The organism is Streptomyces sp. NPDC046712 (assembly GCF_040645695.1).
Taxonomy (GTDB): domain Bacteria; phylum Actinomycetota; class Actinomycetes; order Streptomycetales; family Streptomycetaceae; genus Streptomyces.
The window spans coordinates 1-22,269 of record NZ_JBEYYW010000021.1; the positions used below are offsets into that span (position 1 = coordinate 1).

General features: G+C 70.1%; 17 protein-coding genes and 3 pseudogenes. 10 read left to right on the plus strand and 10 right to left on the minus strand.

Features of this window, described 5'->3' with window-relative positions:
- Positions 1-125 precede the first annotated feature (125 nt).
- Entirely contained in the window at positions 126-2,324 is a 2,199-nt protein-coding gene (locus ABZ939_RS25345) for an RICIN domain-containing protein (RefSeq protein WP_361859676.1), read from the minus strand.
- Positions 2,325-2,606: 282 nt separating this feature from the next.
- Between ABZ939_RS25345 and ABZ939_RS25350 the strand changes: the two genes are divergently transcribed.
- Both ABZ939_RS25350 and ABZ939_RS25355 read left to right on the plus strand, forming a co-directional pair.
- Positions 2,607-3,920: a diacylglycerol kinase family protein gene (locus ABZ939_RS25350; RefSeq protein WP_361859401.1), complete on the plus strand. Its 1,314-nt coding sequence runs from the start codon at positions 2,607-2,609 to the stop codon at positions 3,918-3,920.
- A 68-nt stretch (positions 3,921-3,988) separates the two neighbouring features.
- Positions 3,989-4,609 (plus strand): phosphatase PAP2 family protein, encoded by a 621-nt coding sequence (locus ABZ939_RS25355; protein WP_361859679.1) that lies wholly within the window; start codon positions 3,989-3,991, stop codon positions 4,607-4,609.
- 26 nt (positions 4,610-4,635) lie between these two features.
- Here ABZ939_RS25355 and ABZ939_RS25360 read toward each other — a convergent pair whose 3' ends face one another.
- Positions 4,636-6,642: a protein kinase gene (locus ABZ939_RS25360; protein WP_361859404.1), complete on the minus strand. Its 2,007-nt coding sequence runs from the start codon at positions 6,640-6,642 to the stop codon at positions 4,636-4,638.
- 123 nt (positions 6,643-6,765) lie between these two features.
- On the opposite strand from ABZ939_RS25360, the gene ABZ939_RS25365 reads away from it, so the two are divergent.
- The 4 genes from ABZ939_RS25365 to ABZ939_RS25380 all read left to right on the plus strand — a co-directional run bounded on the left by ABZ939_RS25365 (position 6,766) and on the right by ABZ939_RS25380 (position 8,875).
- The gene (locus ABZ939_RS25365; RefSeq protein ID WP_361859407.1) at positions 6,766-7,014 is read left to right on the plus strand and encodes a hypothetical protein; all 249 of its coding nucleotides are present in this window, start codon (positions 6,766-6,768) and stop codon (positions 7,012-7,014) included.
- 77 nt (positions 7,015-7,091) lie between these two features.
- Complete coding sequence (locus ABZ939_RS25370) at positions 7,092-7,481, plus strand: PadR family transcriptional regulator (RefSeq protein WP_361859410.1); 390 nt, start codon at positions 7,092-7,094, stop codon at positions 7,479-7,481.
- Positions 7,478-8,035, plus strand: coding sequence for a hypothetical protein (locus ABZ939_RS25375; RefSeq protein WP_361859412.1), 558 nt, complete (start codon positions 7,478-7,480; stop codon positions 8,033-8,035). The genes ABZ939_RS25370 and ABZ939_RS25375 overlap by 4 nt, the downstream gene beginning before the upstream one ends.
- Before the next feature lie 18 nt (positions 8,036-8,053).
- Positions 8,054-8,875 (plus strand): maleylpyruvate isomerase family mycothiol-dependent enzyme, encoded by an 822-nt coding sequence (locus ABZ939_RS25380; RefSeq protein ID WP_361859415.1) that lies wholly within the window; start codon positions 8,054-8,056, stop codon positions 8,873-8,875.
- Positions 8,876-8,955: 80 nt separating this feature from the next.
- Here ABZ939_RS25380 and ABZ939_RS25385 read toward each other — a convergent pair whose 3' ends face one another.
- The 3 genes and pseudogenes from ABZ939_RS25385 to ABZ939_RS25395 form a co-directional block, all read right to left on the minus strand.
- Positions 8,956-9,897 carry a hypothetical protein gene (locus ABZ939_RS25385; RefSeq protein ID WP_361859418.1) on the minus strand — a complete coding sequence of 314 codons (942 nt, stop codon included), beginning with the start codon at positions 9,895-9,897 and terminating at the stop codon, positions 8,956-8,958.
- 173 nt (positions 9,898-10,070) lie between these two features.
- Positions 10,071-10,313: a hypothetical protein gene (locus ABZ939_RS25390; RefSeq protein WP_361859421.1), complete on the minus strand. Its 243-nt coding sequence runs from the start codon at positions 10,311-10,313 to the stop codon at positions 10,071-10,073.
- Between the two features lie 102 nt (positions 10,314-10,415).
- Positions 10,416-10,866, minus strand: a pseudogene (locus ABZ939_RS25395) (transposase); the annotation flags it as partial.
- 68 nt (positions 10,867-10,934) lie between these two features.
- Between ABZ939_RS25395 and ABZ939_RS25400 the strand changes: the two are divergent.
- Both ABZ939_RS25400 and ABZ939_RS25405 read left to right on the plus strand, forming a co-directional pair.
- Positions 10,935-11,111, plus strand: a pseudogene (locus tag ABZ939_RS25400) (IS6 family transposase); the annotation flags it as partial.
- 611 nt (positions 11,112-11,722) lie between these two features.
- Positions 11,723-14,923, plus strand: coding sequence for a hypothetical protein (locus ABZ939_RS25405; protein ID WP_361859424.1), 3,201 nt, complete (start codon positions 11,723-11,725; stop codon positions 14,921-14,923).
- Positions 14,924-14,938: 15 nt separating this feature from the next.
- Here the strand turns inward: ABZ939_RS25405 and ABZ939_RS25410 are convergent.
- The 4 genes and pseudogenes from ABZ939_RS25410 to ABZ939_RS25425 form a co-directional block, all read right to left on the minus strand.
- Positions 14,939-15,093: pseudogene (locus ABZ939_RS25410) on the minus strand (DDE-type integrase/transposase/recombinase); the annotation flags it as partial.
- A gap of 100 nt (positions 15,094-15,193) precedes the next feature.
- Positions 15,194-16,291 carry a transposase gene (locus ABZ939_RS25415; protein ID WP_361859682.1) on the minus strand — a complete coding sequence of 366 codons (1,098 nt, stop codon included), beginning with the start codon at positions 16,289-16,291 and terminating at the stop codon, positions 15,194-15,196.
- Between the two features lie 449 nt (positions 16,292-16,740).
- Positions 16,741-18,453: a hypothetical protein gene (locus tag ABZ939_RS25420; protein WP_361859427.1), complete on the minus strand. Its 1,713-nt coding sequence runs from the start codon at positions 18,451-18,453 to the stop codon at positions 16,741-16,743.
- A 364-nt stretch (positions 18,454-18,817) separates the two neighbouring features.
- The gene (locus ABZ939_RS25425; RefSeq protein WP_361859430.1) at positions 18,818-19,054 is read right to left on the minus strand and encodes a hypothetical protein; all 237 of its coding nucleotides are present in this window, start codon (positions 19,052-19,054) and stop codon (positions 18,818-18,820) included.
- Positions 19,055-19,277: 223 nt separating this feature from the next.
- Between ABZ939_RS25425 and ABZ939_RS25430 the strand changes: the two genes are divergently transcribed.
- A complete protein-coding gene (locus ABZ939_RS25430) occupies positions 19,278-21,062 on the plus strand; it encodes a bifunctional metallophosphatase/5'-nucleotidase (RefSeq protein WP_361859433.1) in 1,785 nt (594 codons plus the stop codon).
- Between the two features lie 115 nt (positions 21,063-21,177).
- Complete coding sequence (locus ABZ939_RS25435) at positions 21,178-21,477, plus strand: DUF1876 domain-containing protein (protein ID WP_361859436.1); 300 nt, start codon at positions 21,178-21,180, stop codon at positions 21,475-21,477.
- Between the two features lie 57 nt (positions 21,478-21,534).
- On the opposite strand, the gene ABZ939_RS25440 is transcribed toward ABZ939_RS25435, so the two are convergent.
- Positions 21,535-22,227 (minus strand): CBS domain-containing protein, encoded by a 693-nt coding sequence (locus ABZ939_RS25440; RefSeq protein ID WP_361859439.1) that lies wholly within the window; start codon positions 22,225-22,227, stop codon positions 21,535-21,537.
- Positions 22,228-22,269: the final 42 nt, after the last annotated feature.

Here is a 22,269-nt window from a genome sequence, read left to right on the forward strand (position 1 = left end):
GCGGTCGCGCTTCCCTGAGCGTCCTCCGGGGTCGTTGCCCCGGGAACGTGCGCCCGGGATGGCGCAAGCTGGAACGGTCGGCCGAGTGACGACCGGCCGAGGCCGACGCCGGCCGCGCGCCCGCGTCAGGTGATCGTCCACCGCTGCAGGCCGGACCCGGAGTCGGGCCGCTGGGTGACCAGGGCGCCGTCGGACGACGAGGCGGTGCTGAGCAGCAGGCCACTCTTCACCGAGGCGACCGTGTACGGGTCACCCGTGCCACCCGTCGGCCGGGTGACCCGCCAACGCTGGTTCGTGCCGCCCGTGCAGGTCCACTGGATGACCCGGGCTCCGGCGGTGATGGAGCCGCCGTCGACATCGGCGCACAGCCCCGACTCGGCGTTGACGAGCTCGTACGAGCCGTCCGGCTGCTGGGTGAACCTCCACTGCTGATTGGCGCCGCCGTTGGCGGTCCAGGTGATCAGCTGGGTGCCCGGGGTGGTGCTGTGGTTGGGGTTGTCGAGGGCCTTGCCCCCGGTGACGAGGGTGCGGACGCCGTCGAGGGTGTCGGGCGCCGTGCCCACCGGCGTGAGCGTCAGGGTCTGCTCCGCCGCGGTACGGGATCCCCCGACACCGCCGCCCGTGGTGTCGCTCCAGAAGCGGGCGGGTGTGGTCTCGGCCGGTCGGCCGGAGTCGGCGGACATGCCGATCACCAGACCGCTGTAGCGGTTGACCAGCCGGTACGCGCCGGTGGCCGCGCCGCCGGCGGAGGTGCCGGGGACGACGAACCACTGCTGCCCGACGGTCGTACCGCTCGCCCCCGCCGTGGTGACCGTGGGCCGCGTGCCCCACGCCCGGCTGCCCGTGACGGCGGAGTCCACCCCCAGGAGCCCGCCGGTGGCGGCGTTGGCGACGCGGTAGGAGCCGTCGCCGTTGGCGGTGAAGATCCATGTCTCGCGGGCGGATCCGGTGGCGGCGGGCAGGGAGGTGGTGGCGGAGCCGCTCGTGGCCTGGGCGAGGACACGCCCGGTCCCGGAGGCGATGCGGTAGGTCCTGCTCGGGTCGACGGGGGCGGCCGGCGCCGACGTACCGATGGTGAGGTTCACGTACTCGCCGGAGGAACCGCCCGAGCACCCGAAGGAGCAGTAGGAGCGGAAGGACTTGCCGACGATCGACGAGCCGGTCCTGTTCACGCTGTCGAGGAACCAGCGGTACCAGGAGGCGTTGGTGTGACCGCCGGTGTCGCCGATCAGCCGCCACTGCTGCTTCGAGAGGTCGTCGGTGGCATAGAACTGCTGCGGCGCGTTGCCGCTCTGGTCCACGGCCTGCGGCTCGCCGATGTACAGGCCCAGATACGCGTTGTACGTGATGTCCATGACGAACAGCGGCGAGGTCGGGGGCATCATGCCGGCCGCGACCTGCTGGCTGACCGTGCCGGCGTTCGCCGGGTCGTACTCATCCGCGACGGGTGTGTAGCCGGTGGCACTGGAGGCGCCGACCGGCACCATGTTGCTCTCGCGGCCGCCCACGCCGGGCTCGGTCCAGGCTCCGTCGTACCACTTCCGCCAGGAACCGGGCGCCATCTTGCCGGAGATGGGGGCGCGGGCCACATGCCCGTGGAAGGCTTTCCAGCCACCGCCCTTCTCCACGATCCGTGAGCCGTAGTAGACGTAGAAGTAGCCCGAGGCGGTGTCCACGAACAGACGCGGGTCGCCGTCACCGTAGTGGTACGTCTGCTGCGGGAAAGCGGCGGTGTCACCCCTCTTGGTGCTGTACGGAGAGGTGAGGACGTGGCCCTTGATGGTCCATGTCCGGCCCTGGTCCGTGGAGACCGCGTAGTCGATCCCGTCGTAGTGGACACCGTCGCCGAAGGGCTGCGGGGTGAACTCGTTGTGCACCAGGCCGTACCAGTCGCCGGTGTCCGGATCGACCCACACACCCGCCAGATCGCAGAAGTTCTTCTGGGAGTAGCCCGAACCGGCGGGCGGAGCGGTGGACTCCAGGCCGGTCGGGCTGTTGTTGCACCGCCAGGTCGTGTCGTTGTTCCTGTCGTTCCCGTTGGTGGGGTTCACGGCATCGCTGATCGCGCTGGACCGGGTCGCGGTGTCGAAGTTCGTGCCGGTGAAGAAGGTCCACTTGCGGGGCTGCGTCGCGCCGTACAGGGCATGTGCCTGCTGGAAGTAGAAGGTGCCGTCCTTGTCGATGTAGGTGGCCGCGGGGGTGTCGTCCGGGTGCGTCCACGAACCCTTCGAGCCGACGGTGACGGTGTAGCCGGCGGCGGCGCTCTCCGCCGACGCCGACGACTCCGACGCTGCCGGTATGGCCATCGCTGCCGGTGCCGCCATCGCCACCGGCGTCGCCGGAGCCACCGACGCTGCCGGCGTACCGGCGCCGGTCACGGTGAGAGCCGCGACGGCAACCGCCGCGAGCAGACCTGCTCTTCGACCTGACACGAGTCCTCCTTCTCCTGCCCCTGGGGTACGGCAGCCTGCACCGCGCTCCCGGTCGCGCCCATGGACGCAACCACGGTGGGACTTGGACTTTGGCGCGAAAACATCTCCCGAACGGCGCCGTCCGGGGCGCCTGACAGGGCCGAGTGGGGGAGGCTGGGACCGGAGGTGGTACCGGTGGGTGGTTCCGGACGAACGAGGGCAGCGGCCCGGCTCCTGGCCCGCTGCGCGCTCCTCGCGATCGCGGCCGCGGTCGTCGTGCTGTTCCTGGCGCTGGGCGAGGCCGGGCCGCTGGTCCTCCTGAGCGGACTCGGCGGCATCGTCCTCTCCGCCGCGGGAGTGTGGTGGCTGCTCGCCCGTCGCGGACCGCTCCGGCTGCTCGGCGCGCTCCTCGCGGTCGCCGCGCCCGTGGGCGTTCTGATCCACTACATCGACGAAGGCGTGTGGGGCAACGCGCTCCTGGCCCTCGGGCTCTACGTCCTGGCCCTGATCTGCGCGCGGGCCGCCCTGCGCGCGACCGGGAAGGCGTACGTGATGCGCGGCAAGACCCGGCCGCGGCCCCGGCGGCCCGTCCTGATCATGAACCCGAAGTCGGGCGGCGGGAAGGTCGGCCGCTTCGGGCTCGTGGAGCGCGCCGAGAAGTTGGGTGCCCGGGTGCACCTGCTCGACACAGAGGGCGCAACCGACGTGGAGGCGCTGGCGCGCAAGGCCGTCGCCGACGGGGCCGATCTGCTCGGGGTGGCGGGCGGCGACGGCACCCAGGCGCTGGTCGCCGGGGTGGCCGCCGAGCACGACCTGCCCTTCCTGGTGATCTCCGCCGGTACCCGCAACCACTTCGCCATGGACCTCGGCCTCGACCGTGCGGACCCGGCCCGCTGTCTCGACGCCCTGACCGACGGCGAGCAACTCCGGGTGGACCTGGGCACGGTCAGCGGACGGCCCTTCGTCAACACCGTCTCGTTCGGGGTGTACGCGGACATCGTCCAGCGCCCCGAGTACCGCGACGCGAAGGCGGGAACCGCCCTCAACCTCCTGCCCGACCTGCTCGGGGGGAGCGGACCGCGCCTCGACGCGACCGCCGGTGAGAAGCGGCTCACCGGACAGCAGGCGATCCTCGTCAGCAACAACCCCTACGCCACACCCGATCTGATGGCCACGGGCCTGCGGGCCCGGCTCGATCGCGGCAAACTCGGAGTGATCGGCCTTCGTGTGGAGAGCGCGGCCCAGGCGGCGGAACTCGCCGTGCGGGGAGGACGATCGCAGGGGCTCAGCCTTTTGACGGCACGCACAGTGGAGGTCTCGGCAGGAATGGACACCATCCCCGTCGCGGTGGACGGTGAGGCACTGACCCTGCCCACGCCCGTCGTCTGCACCGTCCGCCCGCGTGCCCTGCGCGTCCTCGTCCCACGCCACCGGCCCGGCACCGTAGCACCGAGCTCGCCCCTGAACTGGCGGTGGATCACCGCACTCGCCCTGGGACGTGCACGGTGAGGCCGCCGCGGGAGCGGGACACGGACGGTGCCAAGGAGGACGCCGACGGGCGGCGCGCACCTCGGGCGCTGCGGCAGAACATCGCCGCCGCGTTCCACGACCTGCGGGTCGTCGACGGCGCCGTGTACGCGGCGGTGGCCGGCACGCCCACCCCCACGCTGGACAGGGGGCTGCGGCGGCTGTCCAGAGCGGCCGACCACTCCAAGATCTCGTTCGTCGTCGCCGGCGCGCTCGCCGTGTTCCCCGGCCGGCCCCGGCGAGCGGCCCTCGCGGGCGTGGGAGCGGTCGCCGTGGCCTCCGCCTCGGCCAATCTGATCGGCAAGCGGTTGGTCCGCCGGCGGCGCCCCGACCGGGAGGCGGCCCGGGTCGCCGTGGCCCGGCATGTGCCCATGCCGGCCTCGGCCTCGTTCCCCTCCGGACACACCGCCTCGGCCGTCGCGTTCGCCACCGCCGTGGGGGTCGTCCTGCCCGTGGTCTCGGTCCCGCTCGGGGTCCTAGCGGGCGCGGTCGGCTACTCCCGTGTCCACACCGGCGTGCACTATCCCGGCGACGTGGCCGCGGGAGCGGTCCTCGGCGTGGCGAGCGCCGCCACCGTGCTGGCCGCCGGAGCCTCCTGGACCGCGGTCCGGCCCGCCGACGGGGCGGCACTCGTGCGGCGGGGGCTGGTGTCCCGGCTCGGCATCGCGTGAAGGACCGGCTTTGAGCCACCCACGGGTCAGCCGCCCACCGGCTTCACCGCGTCGCGCCAGACCTTGACGTCCACGGTGATGTGGTCCGTCGTGCCCGGCGCGGGCGCCGTGCCCCGGAAGGTGATGAGGCCGACGTGGCCGGTGCCGCTGATCAGGCACAGCCGGTCGCCGACGGCGAGGTCCCTGACCCACACGTACTTCTCGCTGCCCGTCTGCGCGAGGCAGGAGTCCAGCGTCCCCGCGGCGCGGGGCGCCAGCCGGGTCAGCTGGCTCCGGCTCGTGGATCCGGGGGCCACGACGGCGCCGGAGGAGTACACGGCGTACGTGAGGTCCTCGTCGTAGGCGCCGGTGTCGGCCTTGGACCGTACGGGACGGTCGGCCAGGTACAGGTCGTGCTTGGCCGTCATGCGAATGCCGCCGTACGTGGTGGAGGGCGGCTGCGGCGCCGTCGAGGCCGAGGGCTTGGAGGAGGCGGAAGGTGTCGGGGACGCCGTCGGTCCGGCGGACGCGGGCGGCGCGGTGGGCGTGTCGGACGAGGACGGGGACGCCGACGCGCTCGCCCCCGGCGCCTTCGAGGGCGGTGCGGACGGCAGGCCGGTACGGGTCGGGTGCTGCTCGGCCGGCGGCGTCGAGGTCTGCCCCGCCTGCCCGTTCGCCTCGTCGGCGCGCTCGCCGGGGCGCAGGACGCCGGACAGGAACAGCGCCCCGGTGACCGTGGCCGCGGTCAGGACGACCGCCCCGGCCGCGACCAGCCCCCGCCGCTTGGTGCGGCGCCGCGGCCCGGGGCCCAGGTGGCCCGGACCGGTCGGAGCGGAGTACGGCGAGCCGCCGGGGGAGGGCGGTGCGCCGAACGCGCCGGCGGGAAGGCCGCCGGCGGGGCCCGGCGCCGGAACACCGGCGGCGGGCGGACCGTACACGCCTGGCGCGGGGGTCATGCCGCCCGGCGCGCCGCCGGGTGCGGCGGACGGTGCGGCGCCCGGTGCTGGGGGCGATACCGCGGAGGATCCGGACGGTGGGACCGCGCCCGCCCGGTGCCCCGCGCTCTGGTGGGGGAGGCGCAGGGCCATCGTGTCCTGCGGAGCCGGCCGCGGCTCCGGCTGAGACTCCGGCTCAGGCTCGCGGACGGCGGCGTGCTGGGCGAGTTGCCCGGCCACCGGCGCCGGGAGCCAGCTCTCGGAGCGTCGCAGGCCACGCTCCGGGTCGGCTGCGGCGCACAGACGGATGACGTCGGCCGGGGTGAGCCTCTCCGTGGCGACCTTGCGCAGGCAGCCGGCCACCAACTCGGTTATCTCGGCGGGGAGTTCACCGAGCTGAGGCTCCTCGTGCACGATCCGGTACAGCACCCCGTGCGAGGGGCCGTCGCCGAAGGCGCCCACGCCGGTCGCGGCGAACGCCGCGATCTGGCCGAGCGCGAACACATCGGCCGCCCCGGTGATCTCCCCGCCCAGCGCCTGCTCGGGCGCCATGAAAGCGGGTGTCCCGATGGCGGACCCGCTGTGGGTGAGGGCGGTGGCATCCGCGGCTCGTGCCACGCCGAAGTCGATGACGCGGGGTCCGTCCAGGGCGAGCAGCACGTTCGACGGCTTGAGGTCGCGGTGCACGATCCCGGCCCGATGGATGTCCTGGAGGGCCTCGGCCACCCCCGCGGTCAGCAGGAGCACCGTCGACATGGGCAGCGGCCCGTGCTTCTTGACGGCGTCGGCGAGGGAGGGCCCGGGAACGTAGGCCGTGGCGAGCCAGGGCGTACGGCCGTCGGTGTCGCTGTCGAGAACGGGCGCCGTGTACACGCCCTGTACGCGACGGGCGTTGGTGACCTCCTGGCGGAACCGCTCGCGGAAGTCGGGGTCGTCGGCCAGCTCGGGACGGATGACCTTCACGGCGACGGGCCGTCCGCCGGGCGTGTACGAGAGGTAGACCCGCCCCATCCCGCCGGCTCCGAGCCGCGCCACGAGACGGTACGCCCCGACCGTGCGCGGATCGTCGTCCCCGAGCGGCTGGAACGTCTCCGCACCCGTTCCCGTACGCGTCTGCACGTTCCCGACTCCCCGTGGTGCTCAGCTGCCTGCCGTGGTGACAGGCCGAAACCCTAGCGGTGCTCGAACAGGCACGGAGACCGAGGGCGGCCCGTACGGCTCCTGGGCCTCGGCGCCGTGGTCATGGGCGGCCTGCCCTGGCTGCCCGAGGCCGTCCCGCCGTGGCTCCGGTTCTTCCCGGTGTATCTGATCGTCCCGGTCGGCATCTGCGCGCTCGTGTCCGGCATCGGTGTGCTGCGTGCCACGCGCGGCACGGGCGCCGCCGCCCGTCGCCGGGCGTGGGCCGGGACCGTCCTGGGCGCCGTGGCCGTCGTGGTGCCGGTCGGCGTGGTCGTCTGGGCGTTCGTCGTGCTCAGCACGATGGAGGCCTGACCCGGCAGCCGCGCCGCCGAGCATGTCGAGTTTCAATGCCTTGCGGCGCAAGACAGTGCGCGACTACCATGCACCGCATGACAAAGGGGCTGTCGACCGCCGGCGACCAACGGCGTAGCCAGCTTCTGCGCGGTGTGCTCGACCTGTGCCTGCTCTCGCTGATCGCCGAACGGCCCCGTTACGGCTACGAGTTCGTGGAGGCGCTCACGGAGAGCGGCCTGGAGCTGGTGAGCGAGGGGAGTATCTATCCCCTCCTGGCCAGGATGGAGCGCGCGGGGCTCGTCGAGTCGTTCCGCGCCCCGTCGTCGACCGGTGGGGCGCCGCGCAAGTACTACCGGCTGTCCGGGGCCGGCCGGGCCGAGCTGGACCACGGACGGGCGGTGTGGCGGGAGTTCGCCACCCAGGCCGGCCGGATTCTGGCCGAGAAGACGGAAGACGCACCACCCACAGGGGGAACGACACCATGACGAACGAGCGCGTGCTCGCGGTCTGCCGCAGCAACTGGGAGTACCGGGGCATCGACGACGCATCCGTCCGCGAGATGCTCGCCGAACTCACTGCCCACCTCGATGATGCGGCGGCGGCCGGCCGCACCCCGCAGGACGTCGTCGGCCGCGACGTCAAGGCATTCGCCGCCTCCTGGGCCAGGGCACGGATGCCGCTGCACCGGCGCGTGCTGCGCATGGCGGCGCTGATTCCCTTCGTCGTGGGCATGCTGCTGCTGATCTCGCACCTCGTCCACCGGACGGCGACCGTGGACGTCACCGCGGGGCGGCTGGCCTTCTGGCTGAGCATCGGTGTCGCCACCGTCCTCCTCGAACTGCGCCGCGGTTCGCTCGGCCTCGGCAGGGGCTGGATCGTGGCGCTCGTCGTCGGACTGCCGGTCCTGGTCCTCACCGAGAAGCTGGCCGGTGACGAACCGCTGTTCCTCCTGCCCTTGTGGGGCAGCGCCCTGCTGACGCTGCCGGGAATCGCGTACCTTGTCGCCGAACGGCGCGCCACAGGGCCGAAGGAGTCCTGAGCCGAGGGGGAGACGAGCATGGTGAGTGTGCCCGACGGACCGTCGCGGGGCGTGCTGCCCGAAGGGCTCGGCGAGGCGATACGCGGCACCGCCGCGGACATCGCAGGCGTGCTGCGCGACGCCACCGACACGGGGCTGCCCGTGCCCCGGTCCTCCTGGACCGTGGGGGAGGCCGCCGCCCACCTCGCGCAGGCCAACGAGCTGATGGCCGACGTCGCCGCGGGAGGCGCGCGCACCCACGGCGACGGGACGCCGCAGAGCCTGGCCGCGGCCAACGAAGAAGCCCTCGCCGCCTTCGGCGAGCGGGCGGCCCGGCCTCTCGCCGAGATGATCACCGAACAGGCGGACGCCTTCCTCACGGCGATCGAGGCGCGCGCCCCCGAGGACGTCCTCGCCACGCCCCTGGGCCCGATGGGGCCCGCCGTGTTCGGCTCGTACCTGCTCACCCACATGCTGGGACACGGCTACGACCTCGCGCTGGCCCTGGGCAGACCCCACATGATCGACCGGGCCCGGGTCGAACTGACACTGCCGTTCATGATCACCGCGATGCCCCGGGTCGCCGACCCCGCCGCCGTCGCCGGTTTTACCGCCCGCTACACGGTGCGCCTGTGGGGCGGTGCCCACTTCGGCGTGACCATCGCCGAGAACGCGGTACGGGCCACGGCCGAGCCCCCGGAACGGCCGGACTGCACCGTCCTCACCGAGCCGGTCGCCTTCCTGCTGCTCGGCCTCGGCCGGATCGAACCGTGGGGGGCCATCGCCCGCGGCCGGGCGCTCAGCTGGGGACGCAAGCCCTGGCTCGGCCCCCGCTTCCCCCGCCTCTTCACGGCCCCCTGACAGCGAAGACGCCGCGACATCGAAGACCCCCTGACAGCAAAAGCACCTGGGTGCGGATCTTTCTGGGGGAAGGTCGTTGTTCAGGCGCCGAGTTGGTAGTCCCGCTGGTCGGGGTAGGTGCGCTGGTGCTCGCGGGTGTGGTGGTAGGTGAGGTAGTCGTCGAGGTCACCGTTGGCGTGGACGGCGCGGAGTTTGAGTACGGCTTCGGCGCTGTCGAGGCCCCAGTGGGCGCCGGTGACATCGAGGCGGTCGCCCACGAGGTGGCGGCAGGCTCCCTCGACGGAGCCGGTCGCGATCGGCCACCCGTTCTTCAGTGCGATGTGGTAACGGAGCCGGGCGAGGTGCCCGGTCAGGTAGCGCACACAGGTGTCGACGGCCTCGCGCTTGGAGCCGGTGAGCTGTTCTTTCTCGGCTTGCGTGGTCATCTCGCGGGTGATGCGGGCGGCGTGTCCGTGCAGGATCGCGGTGAGTTTCTCCGCGGCGAAGGTCTCTGCCGCCTCGCTGCCGACCCGGTGGAAGGCGTGGGCGGCCGTCCAGACATATTCCGCGACATGCACGAAGTCGATCAGGATGTGGATCGTCGCCTTGCGCCGCCGTGCGCGTACCGCAAGGCGCTTGATGCCGTGGCTGTGCCGGCCGCGCGGCAGCGACAACTGAGCGTCCGCCGGGTGCACATTGGCCCGCCCGCGGCGCCGCCAGGGGCACCGGGTCACGGTCACCTTGCCGAACAGGCAGGTCAGCTGCCGTTCGTGTCCCCGCTCGCGGTACGGTCGCTTCTCTCCGGCCGCACCGAGGACCGGCTCCGATGGCGGGTGCTGTTCTTCGCGGACCGCGCGCAGATCGAGGTGGTCCTGGAAGAAGCGGCGCAGGATCTCCCGGCCGTCGACCTCGATCAGATGCTCCACCGCGGCGTGGTCCAGCTCGGCGGTCTCACGCGCCGACAGCCGTGCTGCCAGCGACTTAACCCCCTCCATCGTGCAGGCAAACGGGTCGGGGACATCGCTGGTGCCGTAGCGTTCCATCCGGGCTCTTCTTCCTGATGTTCGTTTCGGTTCGCACCTACGAATGTAGGGAGAAGAGCCCCTTGAACACCGGGAGTTGACTTACCTCACCGAGCCGGCCGCCGCCCGGTGGGCCTAGACGGTGAACTGCCCCGGCGTCTGTTCGGCCGGCCAGCCTCGCTCGACCAGTCGCTTCAGCTTCGACACGTCGCCTCGATGTTCGAGGTCTGGGCGGGCAGCCCGATCCTGGGCACGATCTGCTTCGCCTGCACCGCCCCCGGCGCATCGTCGACCACGTCCACGATGCCGCGATAGACCGGCGGGAGATCCACGCTGGTCATCCCCTCCCGCCAGGCGGTCACGGTCTGCACCCCCACCACCCGGCCCCCGCCCACCGGCTCGGTCTCCGCCGGCGGCCGGGCCACTTCGAGGGCCACTCCCTCGGCCGCGACAGTTGGGACAGCATCTCCTCCGTGATCGCCATACCAAGCCAACGAGTTGCTGATCGCGAAGCAACAGGTTGATTCTTGACGGCTTCAATGAACGCGACACCTCTGATAGGCGGCCCCGAGCATGACCTTGCGAACGGCCTTGACCAGGCCGGAGTGGTGGTCGGCGATGACCAAGCGGACCCTGGTCAGACCCCGCTCGCGCAGCGAGCGCAGGAACTCGCTCCAGAACACCTCGGTCTCGCTGTCGCCCACCGTAGCCCGAGGACTCGCGTCCGCCGTCCTCGGTGATGCCGGTGGCGATGACCACGGCCTGGGAGACGATTTGGTGGTTCACCCGGGCCTTGCAGTACGTCGCGTCGAGGTAAACGTAGGGAAAGCGGGAGTGGCCCAGGGGCCGGGTGCGGAACACCGTCAGTTCCGGGTCGAGGTCGCCGCAGATCCTGGACACTTCGCTCTTGGAGATCCCGGTGTCGCCACCGAGGGCCTTGACCAGGTCGTCCACACTTCGGGTGGACACGCCCTGCAAGTATGCCTCCATGAGGCGCTGTCACGTTGGCGGATGACGTGGTTGGATCTTCGGATTGATCACGCTGGAGGGAAATCGTCATGGTGAACCCGGCGCCGTCGTACAAGGGGCACCGCTACCCGGTGGAGGTCATCTCCCACTGCGTGTGGCTGTACTTCCGGTTCCCGCTCAGCTACCGCGAGGTCGAGGAACTGATGCTGCAGCGGGGCGTGATCGTCTCCTACGAGACGATCCGCCGCTGGTGTGTGAAGTTCGGCCAGGCCTACGCCGACGGGCTGCGCCGCCGTCGGCCGCGTCCCGGCACTGTCAAGTTGTCGGGTGCTCTCAATGCCTGATGGTGCGTCGGGGCGTGGTGGCCCGTGGTCCGGGCCTGTGCTCAGGCCGTGGTGGGTTGGCCCGCGACGCTGGTGATCTGGTCCCAGACGCTCAGCGTGATGTTGCCGCGTGCGGCCAGCAGGCGTCTACTGAAAGAGAGACCATTACGTACTCCTGGCCGGCGGCGCGTTCGCGCCCGGCGAGCAGCTTCCGACGGTGGTATCCAGTGTGTCGCCGTCGATGCGCCGGAGGATACGGCGCACGGTGGTCTTGGCCCGGGGCGACGGGGTCGCGGTCCGGCTTCCGGCATGGGCCACCGAGCCGGGGCAGGACGTGCGGCGGGGCGTCGGCCCTAGCTCCTGAAGCCCCCTGAACGACGCTCCCCTGGAACGCGTTCAAGGGGATGGGAACCGAATACGCCAGAAAAGGGCCGCGTCGCGGGAGATTGAGCAGCCGCCGCCCACCAATTCAAGATCAGGTAAGCCCGCGCGAGCGGAACCGCTGAGCTCCGCCTGGCAAGCTTGCGTGAGTGTCCGAGCTCAGGGACTAGGCCATGCCGAAACCATTTGTCGTGTGGAGCGATGCTCCCGCATTCGTCGTACCGAACATCGTGGTCCAATACAACCCGGCGAATGGCACCGGGGCCGACTGGTCAGCCCTGCTCAAGATGCCGGAGGCGTCGTACGTGTATGACGCCGGCAAGCTGCGCGACGCGGTCCAGTTCCTGCAGGACGCGGTCAAGAAGATGACCGGACGAACGCTGCCGGTGCGAAGCTCGGCGGACCTGTCGCACGGGATCGTGTTCACGACCCTGGCCGGGGCGACCCCGGACATCAAGAACGACCCCAAGGTCCGCAAGGCCCTGGCCGACGACGGCTCCGGCGCCTACAACGCCAACGAGGCCTACTACATCCGAACCGAGGCCGACCGGACGGTCCTCGTCGCCAACACCAACGACGGGCTCGTCGACGCGGCCGCGGATCTCGCCGAATCGGCCGGCTACGTGGTCCTCGGCATGGGCCCAAACTGGGTCGACGCACCCGACCATTCGCGCTCGCTGGTGTTCGACACCGAACACGGCGGCCGTCCCGGCTACTACCTGCGTCGGCTCTGGCCGACCAGCGGCCAGTCCTACGGGGTAGGGACGATCTACAACCGGTCGCTCAGCGACCCCGCCGACGAGACCGTAGACCGCAGCTACCAGCGCTGGCGGGTCGGTGCCCGGCTGACCAGCCAGTCCATGCCAGTGTTCACCGGCCACTCGCTGCAGGCTTATCACCATGCGGTGGCGAGGCACATCCGTGACACCGGTGACACCGCCGGTTTCCTCGCGCCCACAGATCTCGGCCTCGATGCGCAGCGGCTGGTCACCCCCCCATCCACCGTTCCGGCACACCTCTGGATCAACAGCGACGCCCCGGACGCACCCGAGGCCGGCAAGGTCTACTTCTCCAACGGAACAACCTGGGTCGAACAAAGCGCCCATGAAAAAGTAGGGTTCGCCGCCGTCCTGGACGTGTCGGTGCGGGCCGTACGTTCCATCGTGCTCGCGGGCGTGGAGGAGATGACCGAGGTCGCGTTCAAAACCGAACCAGACAAGATCACACCAATGGCGATCGAACCGGAGGACGGCGGCGCCTCGGACGCAGCATTCGTGAAATACCGGAAGAACCCCAACTGGTATCCCGAATATCTCAAGGAAAACGGATTGCCGTTCGGCGCACCGTACGCGCTGAACGGGTCCTACGGCCTCGACCAACCCAACGAACAATGGGACCCAGCGTCCCAGAGCGACGCGATGTACGCATTCGCCCTGTGGATACAGCGCGAGTACGACCGGTGGATCGACACGTTGCCCGCCGAGCAGCAGGTGACCTCCAGCGGAGCGTCGAAGAAATCGCTCGCCCGGGCCACGTTCTACTCGTACAATTACCACGACGTGCCGCCGGGGTTCAATCTCGGCGATCCCCGCCTCCGGGTGATGGTGGCCGGATTCGCCAAGCACCGCGGCCTCGGGAAATGGAAAGCCTTCCGGACGCGCCTCGACGTAGCCAAGGCGCTCCACGTCTGGCTCCCCGAGCCCCTCGCGGACTACGGCATCCTCAGCAACGCCTACTACAACGACTGGGCGATGTCCGGGCTTCCCGCGCTCGCCGACTTCTCCCCCACCGCAATCAGCGACCACTACTCGACCCACCACGACGCAGGCGTGCGAGCCCAGGTCATAGAGACCGACTTCAACTTCGGCAAGTTCGGCCTCGGCTACTACCTGACGGCCACGAAACTGTGGAACCCGGCGATGTCGGCCCGTCAACTGGACGCGATCCGCGACCAGTGGCTGCAACGCTCCTTCGGCAATGCCTGGCGCACTATGAAGCAGTACTACGACTTCCTGCTCGCCCCGAACTACCCGGTGAACTCCACGTCCTCCTGGGGCCACGCGATCCAGCTCATCACCGACGCCGACGACCAGATCCCGGCTACCGAGCCCGCCGTCAAGCGCCGCATCGACGACCTGAAACAGTACTGGTATTACTACTTCCTCTACGACACCGGCAAGTTGAACGACACCGCGCCCGAGACCCGGGAATTCGTGTGGAAGGGCCAGATGGCGTACATGAACGCGATGTACGCGCTCATGAGGCACGTGTACGGCTCGACCGACCCCGCGGCCGTCGCCGGTCCGGCGACCTCATCGGGGCCCGCGCACTACACCGCTGCCGAGACCGCGTCCTGGTGGCAGCAGGTGCGGGCGCACTGGCCCGAGGTAAACGTCGACCGGTTCGACGACGCCACGCTCGCCGACGGAACTCTCGCGAAAGACATCGACCAGAACGATCTCACCCTTGTCCGCGAGTTCGTCTGGCCGGGGAGCTACGGCCAATTCTTCTACAACGCCGGCTACCAGACGCCCGCCGCATTCCTCACGCACGCGAACCAGCCCGGTCAGACCATCGGCTTCAACCTGTGGTGGCCCAAGGCCGACGAGTCCCCCTATGCCCCGCGGGACGTCTACTACGGAGTCGAGTGGTGGAACCCCAGGAGACACCGGTGGGAGGCCGTGCTCGACAAGTCGACCACCGCGAAGCCCTCGGTGGACATGTCCACGTATCGTCTCGTGCGGGCCGCCATGTCGGCACCGAAGGCCGGCATCTTCCGGTTCAGTATCGGGTACGCCGGAAACCTGGCCCGGCTGGCTCCGTTGACATACGACATCGATGCATCCAGCTCCACCGGACGCTCACCGCACACCTACTTCAAGCTCGCGAGCGGCCTCACCCAGTCCCCGGTGTACTCCTACATCCCCAAGGGAACTCATTCGCTCGACCTGGACGTGTGGGACCAGTCCGGCAACAAGAAGCTGCGGATCTACTCGGCACTCTTGTCGAAGAACCCGTCGGCGCCCTACCGCGACGTCGACATCAGCGCGATGAAGACCCACCGCATCCCGCTTCAACCCGGCGAAGACGGCACCATCGTGCGGATCTCCGGCGGCACGTTCGGCTTCCCCTACCTGCATTCGATGCCACGGCTCTGGGCCATGTCGCCGGCAGAACTGATGGTGCCTCGCGCGATCGCGGCCGCCGACGGGCTTACGGTTCCTTTGCCGCCGGGTGTTGACGGATTTGCCCCGGGTGAGGAAGCGCTGGCGGTCCGACCCGGTGATCTGGTCCCAGATGGTGAAGTGGATGGTTATCTCGAAGCGATGCACGGTGGCGGTGCGAAGATGTCGCCGGGTACGAAAGTGGGGTGAGATGCTGCTGAACGCGGACAGGAACCTCTGGGCTGCCCCGGCGCTGCGGAAGCCCTTCATGGCACGTTCGCGCTGCCGGGTGGGTTGGTGGGAGTTCTCGGCCCGGTTGTTCAGTCATTGTGAGCGCGGTGTTCCACCGAGGGCATCAGCTCCCGGTGGGCGGCGCCATGTCAAAGCCCGCACCCAGGCCATCAATCAGCTCAAGGTCGTCCTTATTACTGCTGATCCCGCTTTAGAAGCTGTTGTCTTTCCGCACTTGATCGCTGACTTTTAGCTGGTCAGGCATGGTGCCGTGGGTTCCGGGTCGCGTTGATGGGGATTCTTGGTTTTCATGGAGCCCCAACAGCGTCCGCGGAGCGGTGGAAAAGCGGCTCGACGCGGTAGTTTATAGAGGGTGGTTGGGGGCTCCAGCAGTGCTCGGCGGAGGTCCTGCAGGGTGCGGAAGGCCTGCGGCGTCATGGTGAAGCCGCGCCAGCCGCGTGAAACGCAGTCCAAGACGGCCCACACGAGGCTGACGCAGGAGGTCTCGCCGGGGAACCGGCCGATGACCTTCACGCGGCGGCGGGTCTCGCCGAAGGTCCGCTCGATGAAGTTGGAGCGCCGGATCCGCTTGTGGTGCTCAGCGGGGAACCGCAGGTAGACGGTCAGGCTGGCCCGGTCGGCGGCCATGGCCCGCATGGCGGCGGGGTAGGCGCCGGCCCACTTCTCGATGAACGCGTCGATGCGGCGCTGGACGGCCTCGACAAGCCGCTGACCAGGCTCGATGTCCTTCAGTTGCTCGTCGGCGGTCGAAGCAGGCTCAGAAGTCGGCGCGGACGGCCTCCTGGTCGTCCGCGCTGATCTTCGCCAGGACGTTGCGGAGTTTGTGAATGGTGCACCTCTGCTCAGCGTCTTCGGGAAGACCTGCTCGGCGGCGCTGATCAGGCCCTTCGCCCCATCGGAGATCACCAGCAGCCGAGAGACGAGCCCTCGGTCGGCCAGGTCGGTCAGAAAGCCATGCCAGGCATCGGTGGACTCGCTGTTCGCTGAGTCCAGGCCGACGAACACGGGCTTGCCATCGGTGGTGATGCCCCAGGCCGCCAGCACGGGCTCGGCCGTGTGCCCGGCGTGCATCTTGAAGTGCGAGGCGTCCAGGAACAGGTAGTCCAGCCGGAGGCCGGACCGGTCGCGCCGCCGCCACGCATCGAACTCGTCCCGGATGCGAGTACAGACCGCCGCAAGGGTCGACTTCGACAGCGCGGCCTCCGGACCGAGCGCGTCCTGGGCACGATCTGCTTCGCCTGCGCCGCCCCCGGCGCATCGTCGACCACGTCCACGATGCCGCGGTAGACCGGCGGGAGATCCACGCTGGTCATCCCCTCCCGCCAGGCGGTCACGGTCTGCACCCCCACCACCCGGCCCCCGCCCACCGGCTCGGTCTCCGCCGGCGGCCGGGCCACTTCGAGGGCCACTCCCTCGGCCGCGAGTTCCTCCCGCGTCCCCCGCGTCTCCCGCGTCACCGTCAGCCGATCCGGCCGGCCCGGCTCGGCCTCCAGCCGAACGGTCAACCCAGCGATCTCCCGCTCGAGATCCTCCACCCGCAACCGCACTGCCGCCTGGCGTTCCTCCAGCTCACCGATCAACGAGCCCATCCGGCACCGCCTCCTCTACCGCCACGGTAGAAAAGCCGCCACCCCACCCACACCCGGATCAGCGAAACCCCAGCTCAACCGTCCCTGGAAAGGATCCGCACCCAAAGCACCTCGACGGCGGAGGCACTCGACAAACGAGGGCACCCCAAGGCGCGGCCCTGGGGTGCCCTCGCGCGGTGCGGGGCTCTACGAGCCGAATCCGCTGATCACCGCGCTCATGTTGTAGCTGTACATCTCACGCTTGCACGCTCCGCACTTGCTCGGGGCGTGCTCGCTCAGCGACCACAGCTGCGGGGCGAAGCCGTCACCGCGCCCGTGCGCCAGGTACAGGTCCTCCGGCCCGAACGAGGACTGCAGCACCTTCGTGTTGCCGACGAGCTGAATCGTGCCGTTGATCGCGGGCGTGGCCTGGAGCAGACGCCCGTTGTCGTAGCCGTTGCTGCGGTGGAAGTACCACTTGCCCTCGTACCGCGTGGCGCCCTGGATCTTGTGCCACAGGGGCTCGCCGTTGAAGGTCCCGTCGGCCGGCAGTCCGTAGGCCAGATCCGCGTTGGCGACCGTCCCGGCCGCCCCCTCGACCGCGGCCGTCAGTGCGGTCATCGGATACGTGCCGACCCGGCCCGGGCTGTTGCCGCCATTGTTGAGATTGCAGTACTCACCGAGGACCAGGTGGTCCGTCGCGCCCCGGTCCAGGGAGACGTACGAGGCCTTCGGACGGGTGGACGCGTAGCACTGGTTGCCGCCGGTGGGCCCGGTCGGCTTCGCCGCGGTGAACTTCAGCGAGGCGACCTGAGGCATGACGTAGCGGTAGCCGAAGCCGTACCAGACGTTGCTCTGGCGCCCGATCCGCTTCTTGTCGATGACGTCGCTGACCAGGCCGTCCGGCGTCGGGTCGTTGACATCCGCGTTGTTGTCCGGGTTGAGGTCCATGATCCGGCGCATGTCGAAGACCCGCATGCCGTTCGCGGTGTCGGCGACGTACAGGTAGTTCCCGTACCAGACCATGCCGCCGGCGTGGATGCCGTTCTGCGCCTTGCAGGCCGTCGTCACCTCGGTCGTGCACGTGCCCTCGCGCGCGTGCAGCGCGTCGAAGGAGATGTGGTTCTTGGAGTTGATGTACGGCCAGACCAGCAGGACGTGGCGGTACTTCTGGGTCGCCTGGTTGAAGAAGCTGACCCGGATGCCCTTCTCGTTGCAGGCGTCGGACGCTGCCTCCTGGACGCAGTTGTCGCTCTGCGCCTTGTAGTTGCTCCGGCCCGGGTTCTCGTTGTCGTAGGAGCCCACGAGGATCGGATCGGCGTTGGACGTGCCCCAGTCCTCGTCCTCCTGAGCGTCCGAGACGCCGGTGATGGCCTGTGGGACCCACTCCGAGGACGTGTTGTCGTCGGTCTGCCAGCAGATGCGGTGGTTGGCCGCGAGATCGGGGCCGTAGATGCCGGTGGTACCGCAGCCGGCGCCCTCCCAGCCGGCATCGCGGTTGGCCTGCTCCATCAGATCGGTGAGGCTCTGCTTGGGCAGCGCGGCGTCGAGCTGGTTCACCAGACCGGTGAGGGAGGAGCCGGCCACCAGTTGAAAGTCCCCGGCGCGGCCCGGTATCGGGTCCGCCGCCAGAGCCTCGGACAGCGCCCCCGACTGCGGCTGCGCTCCCGTCCGCGCTTGCGTCTGCGCACCGGCCGGCGAGGCCGTCCCGGTCGACCCGGCGAAGTCGTCCTGCTCGCCGTCGGGTTCGTCGGCGAAGCCGTCGTCCGGCATTCCTTCCACCGGCTCGACGGCCGTCACCGCCGACGTCGACGCGCCCGGGGCGGCGGACGCACCCGCGGCAGGCAGGAGCCCGGACAGCATCGCAGCGGCCAGTACGGCTCCGGCGGCCAGACGCGTCGGGCGGGTCCGTAGTCTCATGTGAGGCCTTTCAATGGAAAACATGCAGATCACGGCACGACTGACGGCTCATCAGTCACACCTGGTCCTCACGCTAACAAGGGGGAACGGGGCCACCTTCAAACATTTGAACGATGGTCACGGGACCTCCACCGGCCGGTCGTGTGGACCTCCCTCAAGGCACCGTCGCACCCAGAACCCTTACGCATCCTCACCGTTGGAACACATGAGCATGGTTCAACGAATCGAGGAGCGCCGACATGCCCGATCAGTCCGCCGTGGCGGGCCCCAGCCACCGGGTCCGGGTGGCAGAACGGTGCCGTGAGATCACCGAGGCCCGCTGGTTCGCCACCGCGGTCTTCCTCTGATCGGCACCGTCCTCAACTCACTGGAGGAGGCCCGGGAGATCGAGAAGGCGGAGGCGGAAGGGACGGCCTCCGGCGTCCGTGTCGACAAGAGTGCGGTCGACAGGAGAGCGGCCGACAAGGGACCGGTCGACAAAGGTGCGGCTGACGACAATGCGGCCGACGAGGCGCGGCTGCGCGAGCGGATCGCGGCGGCCCGGCGTGCCCTGGACGACGTCGAGTCGGCGCTGCCACCCCTGCCACCACCACGTGTTCACGTGCGCGTGGACGGACCTTCGGTCGGCGAGGCCCGAATCCGGACGTGAGGGCGCGTCAGTCGGGCCACCGGGCCACCTGCGGTCCGGCCGTCCGGCCCATCGTGCCGCGCTGCGATGAAGCCGGTCATTCCCCATGCCTTGGAGCGCAGTCCGACGTTCATGGCCATGACACCAGCGGGAGTTGAGATGAGTCTGCTCGTCCCACTCCGAAGGAGTCATCGCCTTGAGAAACGTCCTTCGCCGGATCGGCGTCATCGCCGCGAGCGCCGCCCTCGTCGGCGGCGCGCTCTCCGTCACACCGGCCGCCGCAGACGACACCCTCGATGTCCAACTCCTCAGCATCACCGACTTCCACGGCTATCTGCAGCCGCCCACCCCCGGGCAGGGCGGACGCATACCCGCGGGCGGCGGCGCCTCGGTCACCGTCGGCGGGGCCGCCTATCTCGCGACCCACCTCAAGCAGTTGCGCGCCGGGCACCCCAACTCCGTCTTCTTCTCCACCGGTGACAACTTCGCAGGCTGGCCCTTCGAGGTGGACGCCTTCCAGGACGAGCCGACGATCGAGGTCCTCAACAAGCTGGGCCTGCGCTTCTCGGCCGTGGGCAACCACGAGCTGGACGTGTCCCCGGACTTCCTCGTCAAGCACATGGAGCAGGGGCAGTGCTTCGGCACGGTCGGCGTGGACAGCTGCTTCACGGACTCCACCGGACGCCGCTTCCACGGCGCGGACTTCGACTTCCAGTCCGGCAACATCGTCTACTCACGGACCGGTCGCCCGGTCGTGGATCCGTACCGCATCGAGTGGTTCCGCGCCGCCGACGGCCGACGCGTCCCGGTCGGCTTCATCACCACCACCCTGGAAGCCGCCGTCACCGGTTCGACCTCCTACCAGCCGGGACTGCGCGCACTCGACCAGGCGCGGACCATCGAGCGTTCGACCCAGGAGCTCAAGCGCCGCGGGGTCGAGGCCATCGTCCTCAACGTGCACGAGGGCGGCTCGCCGAAGTCCGCCGCGACCTCCGGCTACAACGTGTGCGACTCCGCCTACGGGCCGGTGATCGAGTTGGCGAAGAGGGTCACACCCGAGATCGACGCGGTCGTCACGGGAGACTGGCACTCGCGCTTCAACTGCATGGTGCCCGACCCGGCCGGCGTGCCGCGCCCGGTCGTCGAAGCGGGCAATCACGGCGCACTGATCAGCGAGATCAACCTGTCCCTCGATGCGAACACCGGTGAGGTCCTCAGGGACCGCACCCGCTCGGTCAATCACGCGGTGACGCGCGACGTGGCACCGGACCGCGAGATGCAGAAGATCGTCGACTTCTGGGCCGCGCGCGGAGCCGCGCGCTTCGCCGAGCCGCTCGCGACCCAGACCGGCTCCTTCACGCGTACGCCGAACGCCGCGGGCGAGAGCACCGCTGCCGACCTGTACGCCGACGTCCAGTACTGGAACGCCAACCGCACGCGCGACGGGCGGGCCGATCTGGCACTGATCGCCGCACAGCCCGCCAAGGGCAGCACCGCCGTACGCGGCGACCTGCCGTACGCCAAGGGGAGCCACGCCGCCGACGCGGACGGCCGCATTCTGTTCGGCGAGTCCTGGAACGCCTACGGCTACGGAAATCCGGTCCTCACCGTGGGCGTGAAGGGGCGTCAGCTGGACGCGATCCTCGAGCAGCAGTGGCAGAAGCAGGCCGACGGCACGGTGAAGTCCGCCCCTCTCGCCGTCTCACGCAATGTCTCGTACCGCTACGACCCGGCGCGTCCGGTCGGCGATCGCGTCGCGCCCCGCGACGTGCTGATCGACGGCCGGCCGCTGGACCCCGAGCGCACCTACCGGGTGGCCGCGCTCGCGTACACGGTCATCGGAGCCGACGGCTACAGCGCCTTCGCCGGCTTCACCGCCCCCGTCCGCAACGGGGCCGATCACGAGAGCTTCGTGGACTACCTCAGGACCCACAAGAAGATCACCCCGGCGCCCCTGAACCGCGTCCGCGTCAAGAGCTGACGCGGGCATGCCGACCTTGCCGTCGCCGCGCGCTCACGCGCGCGTGGATGGATCCTGGAAGCAGAGAGGGACGCTCGGCGGTAGCACGCGTCCCGACGGCGCGAGGAGGCAGACCATGACACGGACCCTCGAGTGGACGGTCGGTCTGGAACTGGTCGAAGAGGACGGCAGGACCAAGGCCGAGGCGCATCTGAACACCGGGACGTCGACCCTCACCGGCCACGGCAGCGCACGCTGCAACCCGTCGGACGTGGATGTTCCGGCCATCGGTGACGAGCTCGCCGCCAGCCGGGCCATGAAGGACCTGGCCGCCCAGTTGATGCGAGAGGCCAACCGTGAGATGGAGGCGGTGGGCGCGGGGACCGTACCCCAGCACACCGGTCCCGGATACGGCTGGCCGGAGGCGGTCTCCTAGCGGGACCGCCGGCCGCACCGGGCCCGCCGGCCTCCCGCCGGCGGGCCCGGTCCGCGCTCACGGCCGGGGCGGAGCCTCCTCCTGGCGGTAGCCGCTGCCCTCGTCGTCCGTGTGCTCGGCCGTGTCAGCGTCCGTGGCCGAGGCCGTTTCCTCGTCCTCGGCATCGTCGTCGTACGTCAGCCGGTCCACGACCTCGACGACGCCGTCCACGCTCTCGCAGAGCCGGACGAAGACCGGCGCGAGGCTCCGGCGCTCCAGCGTGCCGCTGAGCGTCACCCGGCCCTCGTCCACGTCGATGTGGAGCGCGGCGGGGGAGAGCCCGAGGATGCGCATGACCACGTCCTCCAGGATCTCCTCCTGGATCGCGCGGTCGCGCCGCAGGAACAGCTGGAGCAGATCGCTCCGGCTGAGCACCCCGATGAGCTGCCCGCCCGCGTCCACCACCGGCAGCCGCTTCACCCGGTGCCGCTCCATGAGCCGGGCCGCCTCGATCGCCGTCCAGGACGGGCGGGCCACCACCACGGGGCTGGACATCATGGCACCGGCGGTGCTGGGCCCGCCCTTGGCGGTGTGGCGGTGCAGCAGATCCGCCTCGGACACCACGCCGACCGGCCGGTTGGCCTCGTCGACCACCGGCACCGCGGTGATCCCGTACTCGTCGAGCAGTCGCGCGATCTCCTTGAACGACGTCCCCGGCTGCACGGCGACCGCGGTCGGCGTCATCAGGTCGGCCACACTGCGGTTCCGCATCGTCGGTTCCGTCCCTTCTCCGCTCCTTCGTCCATGATCCCT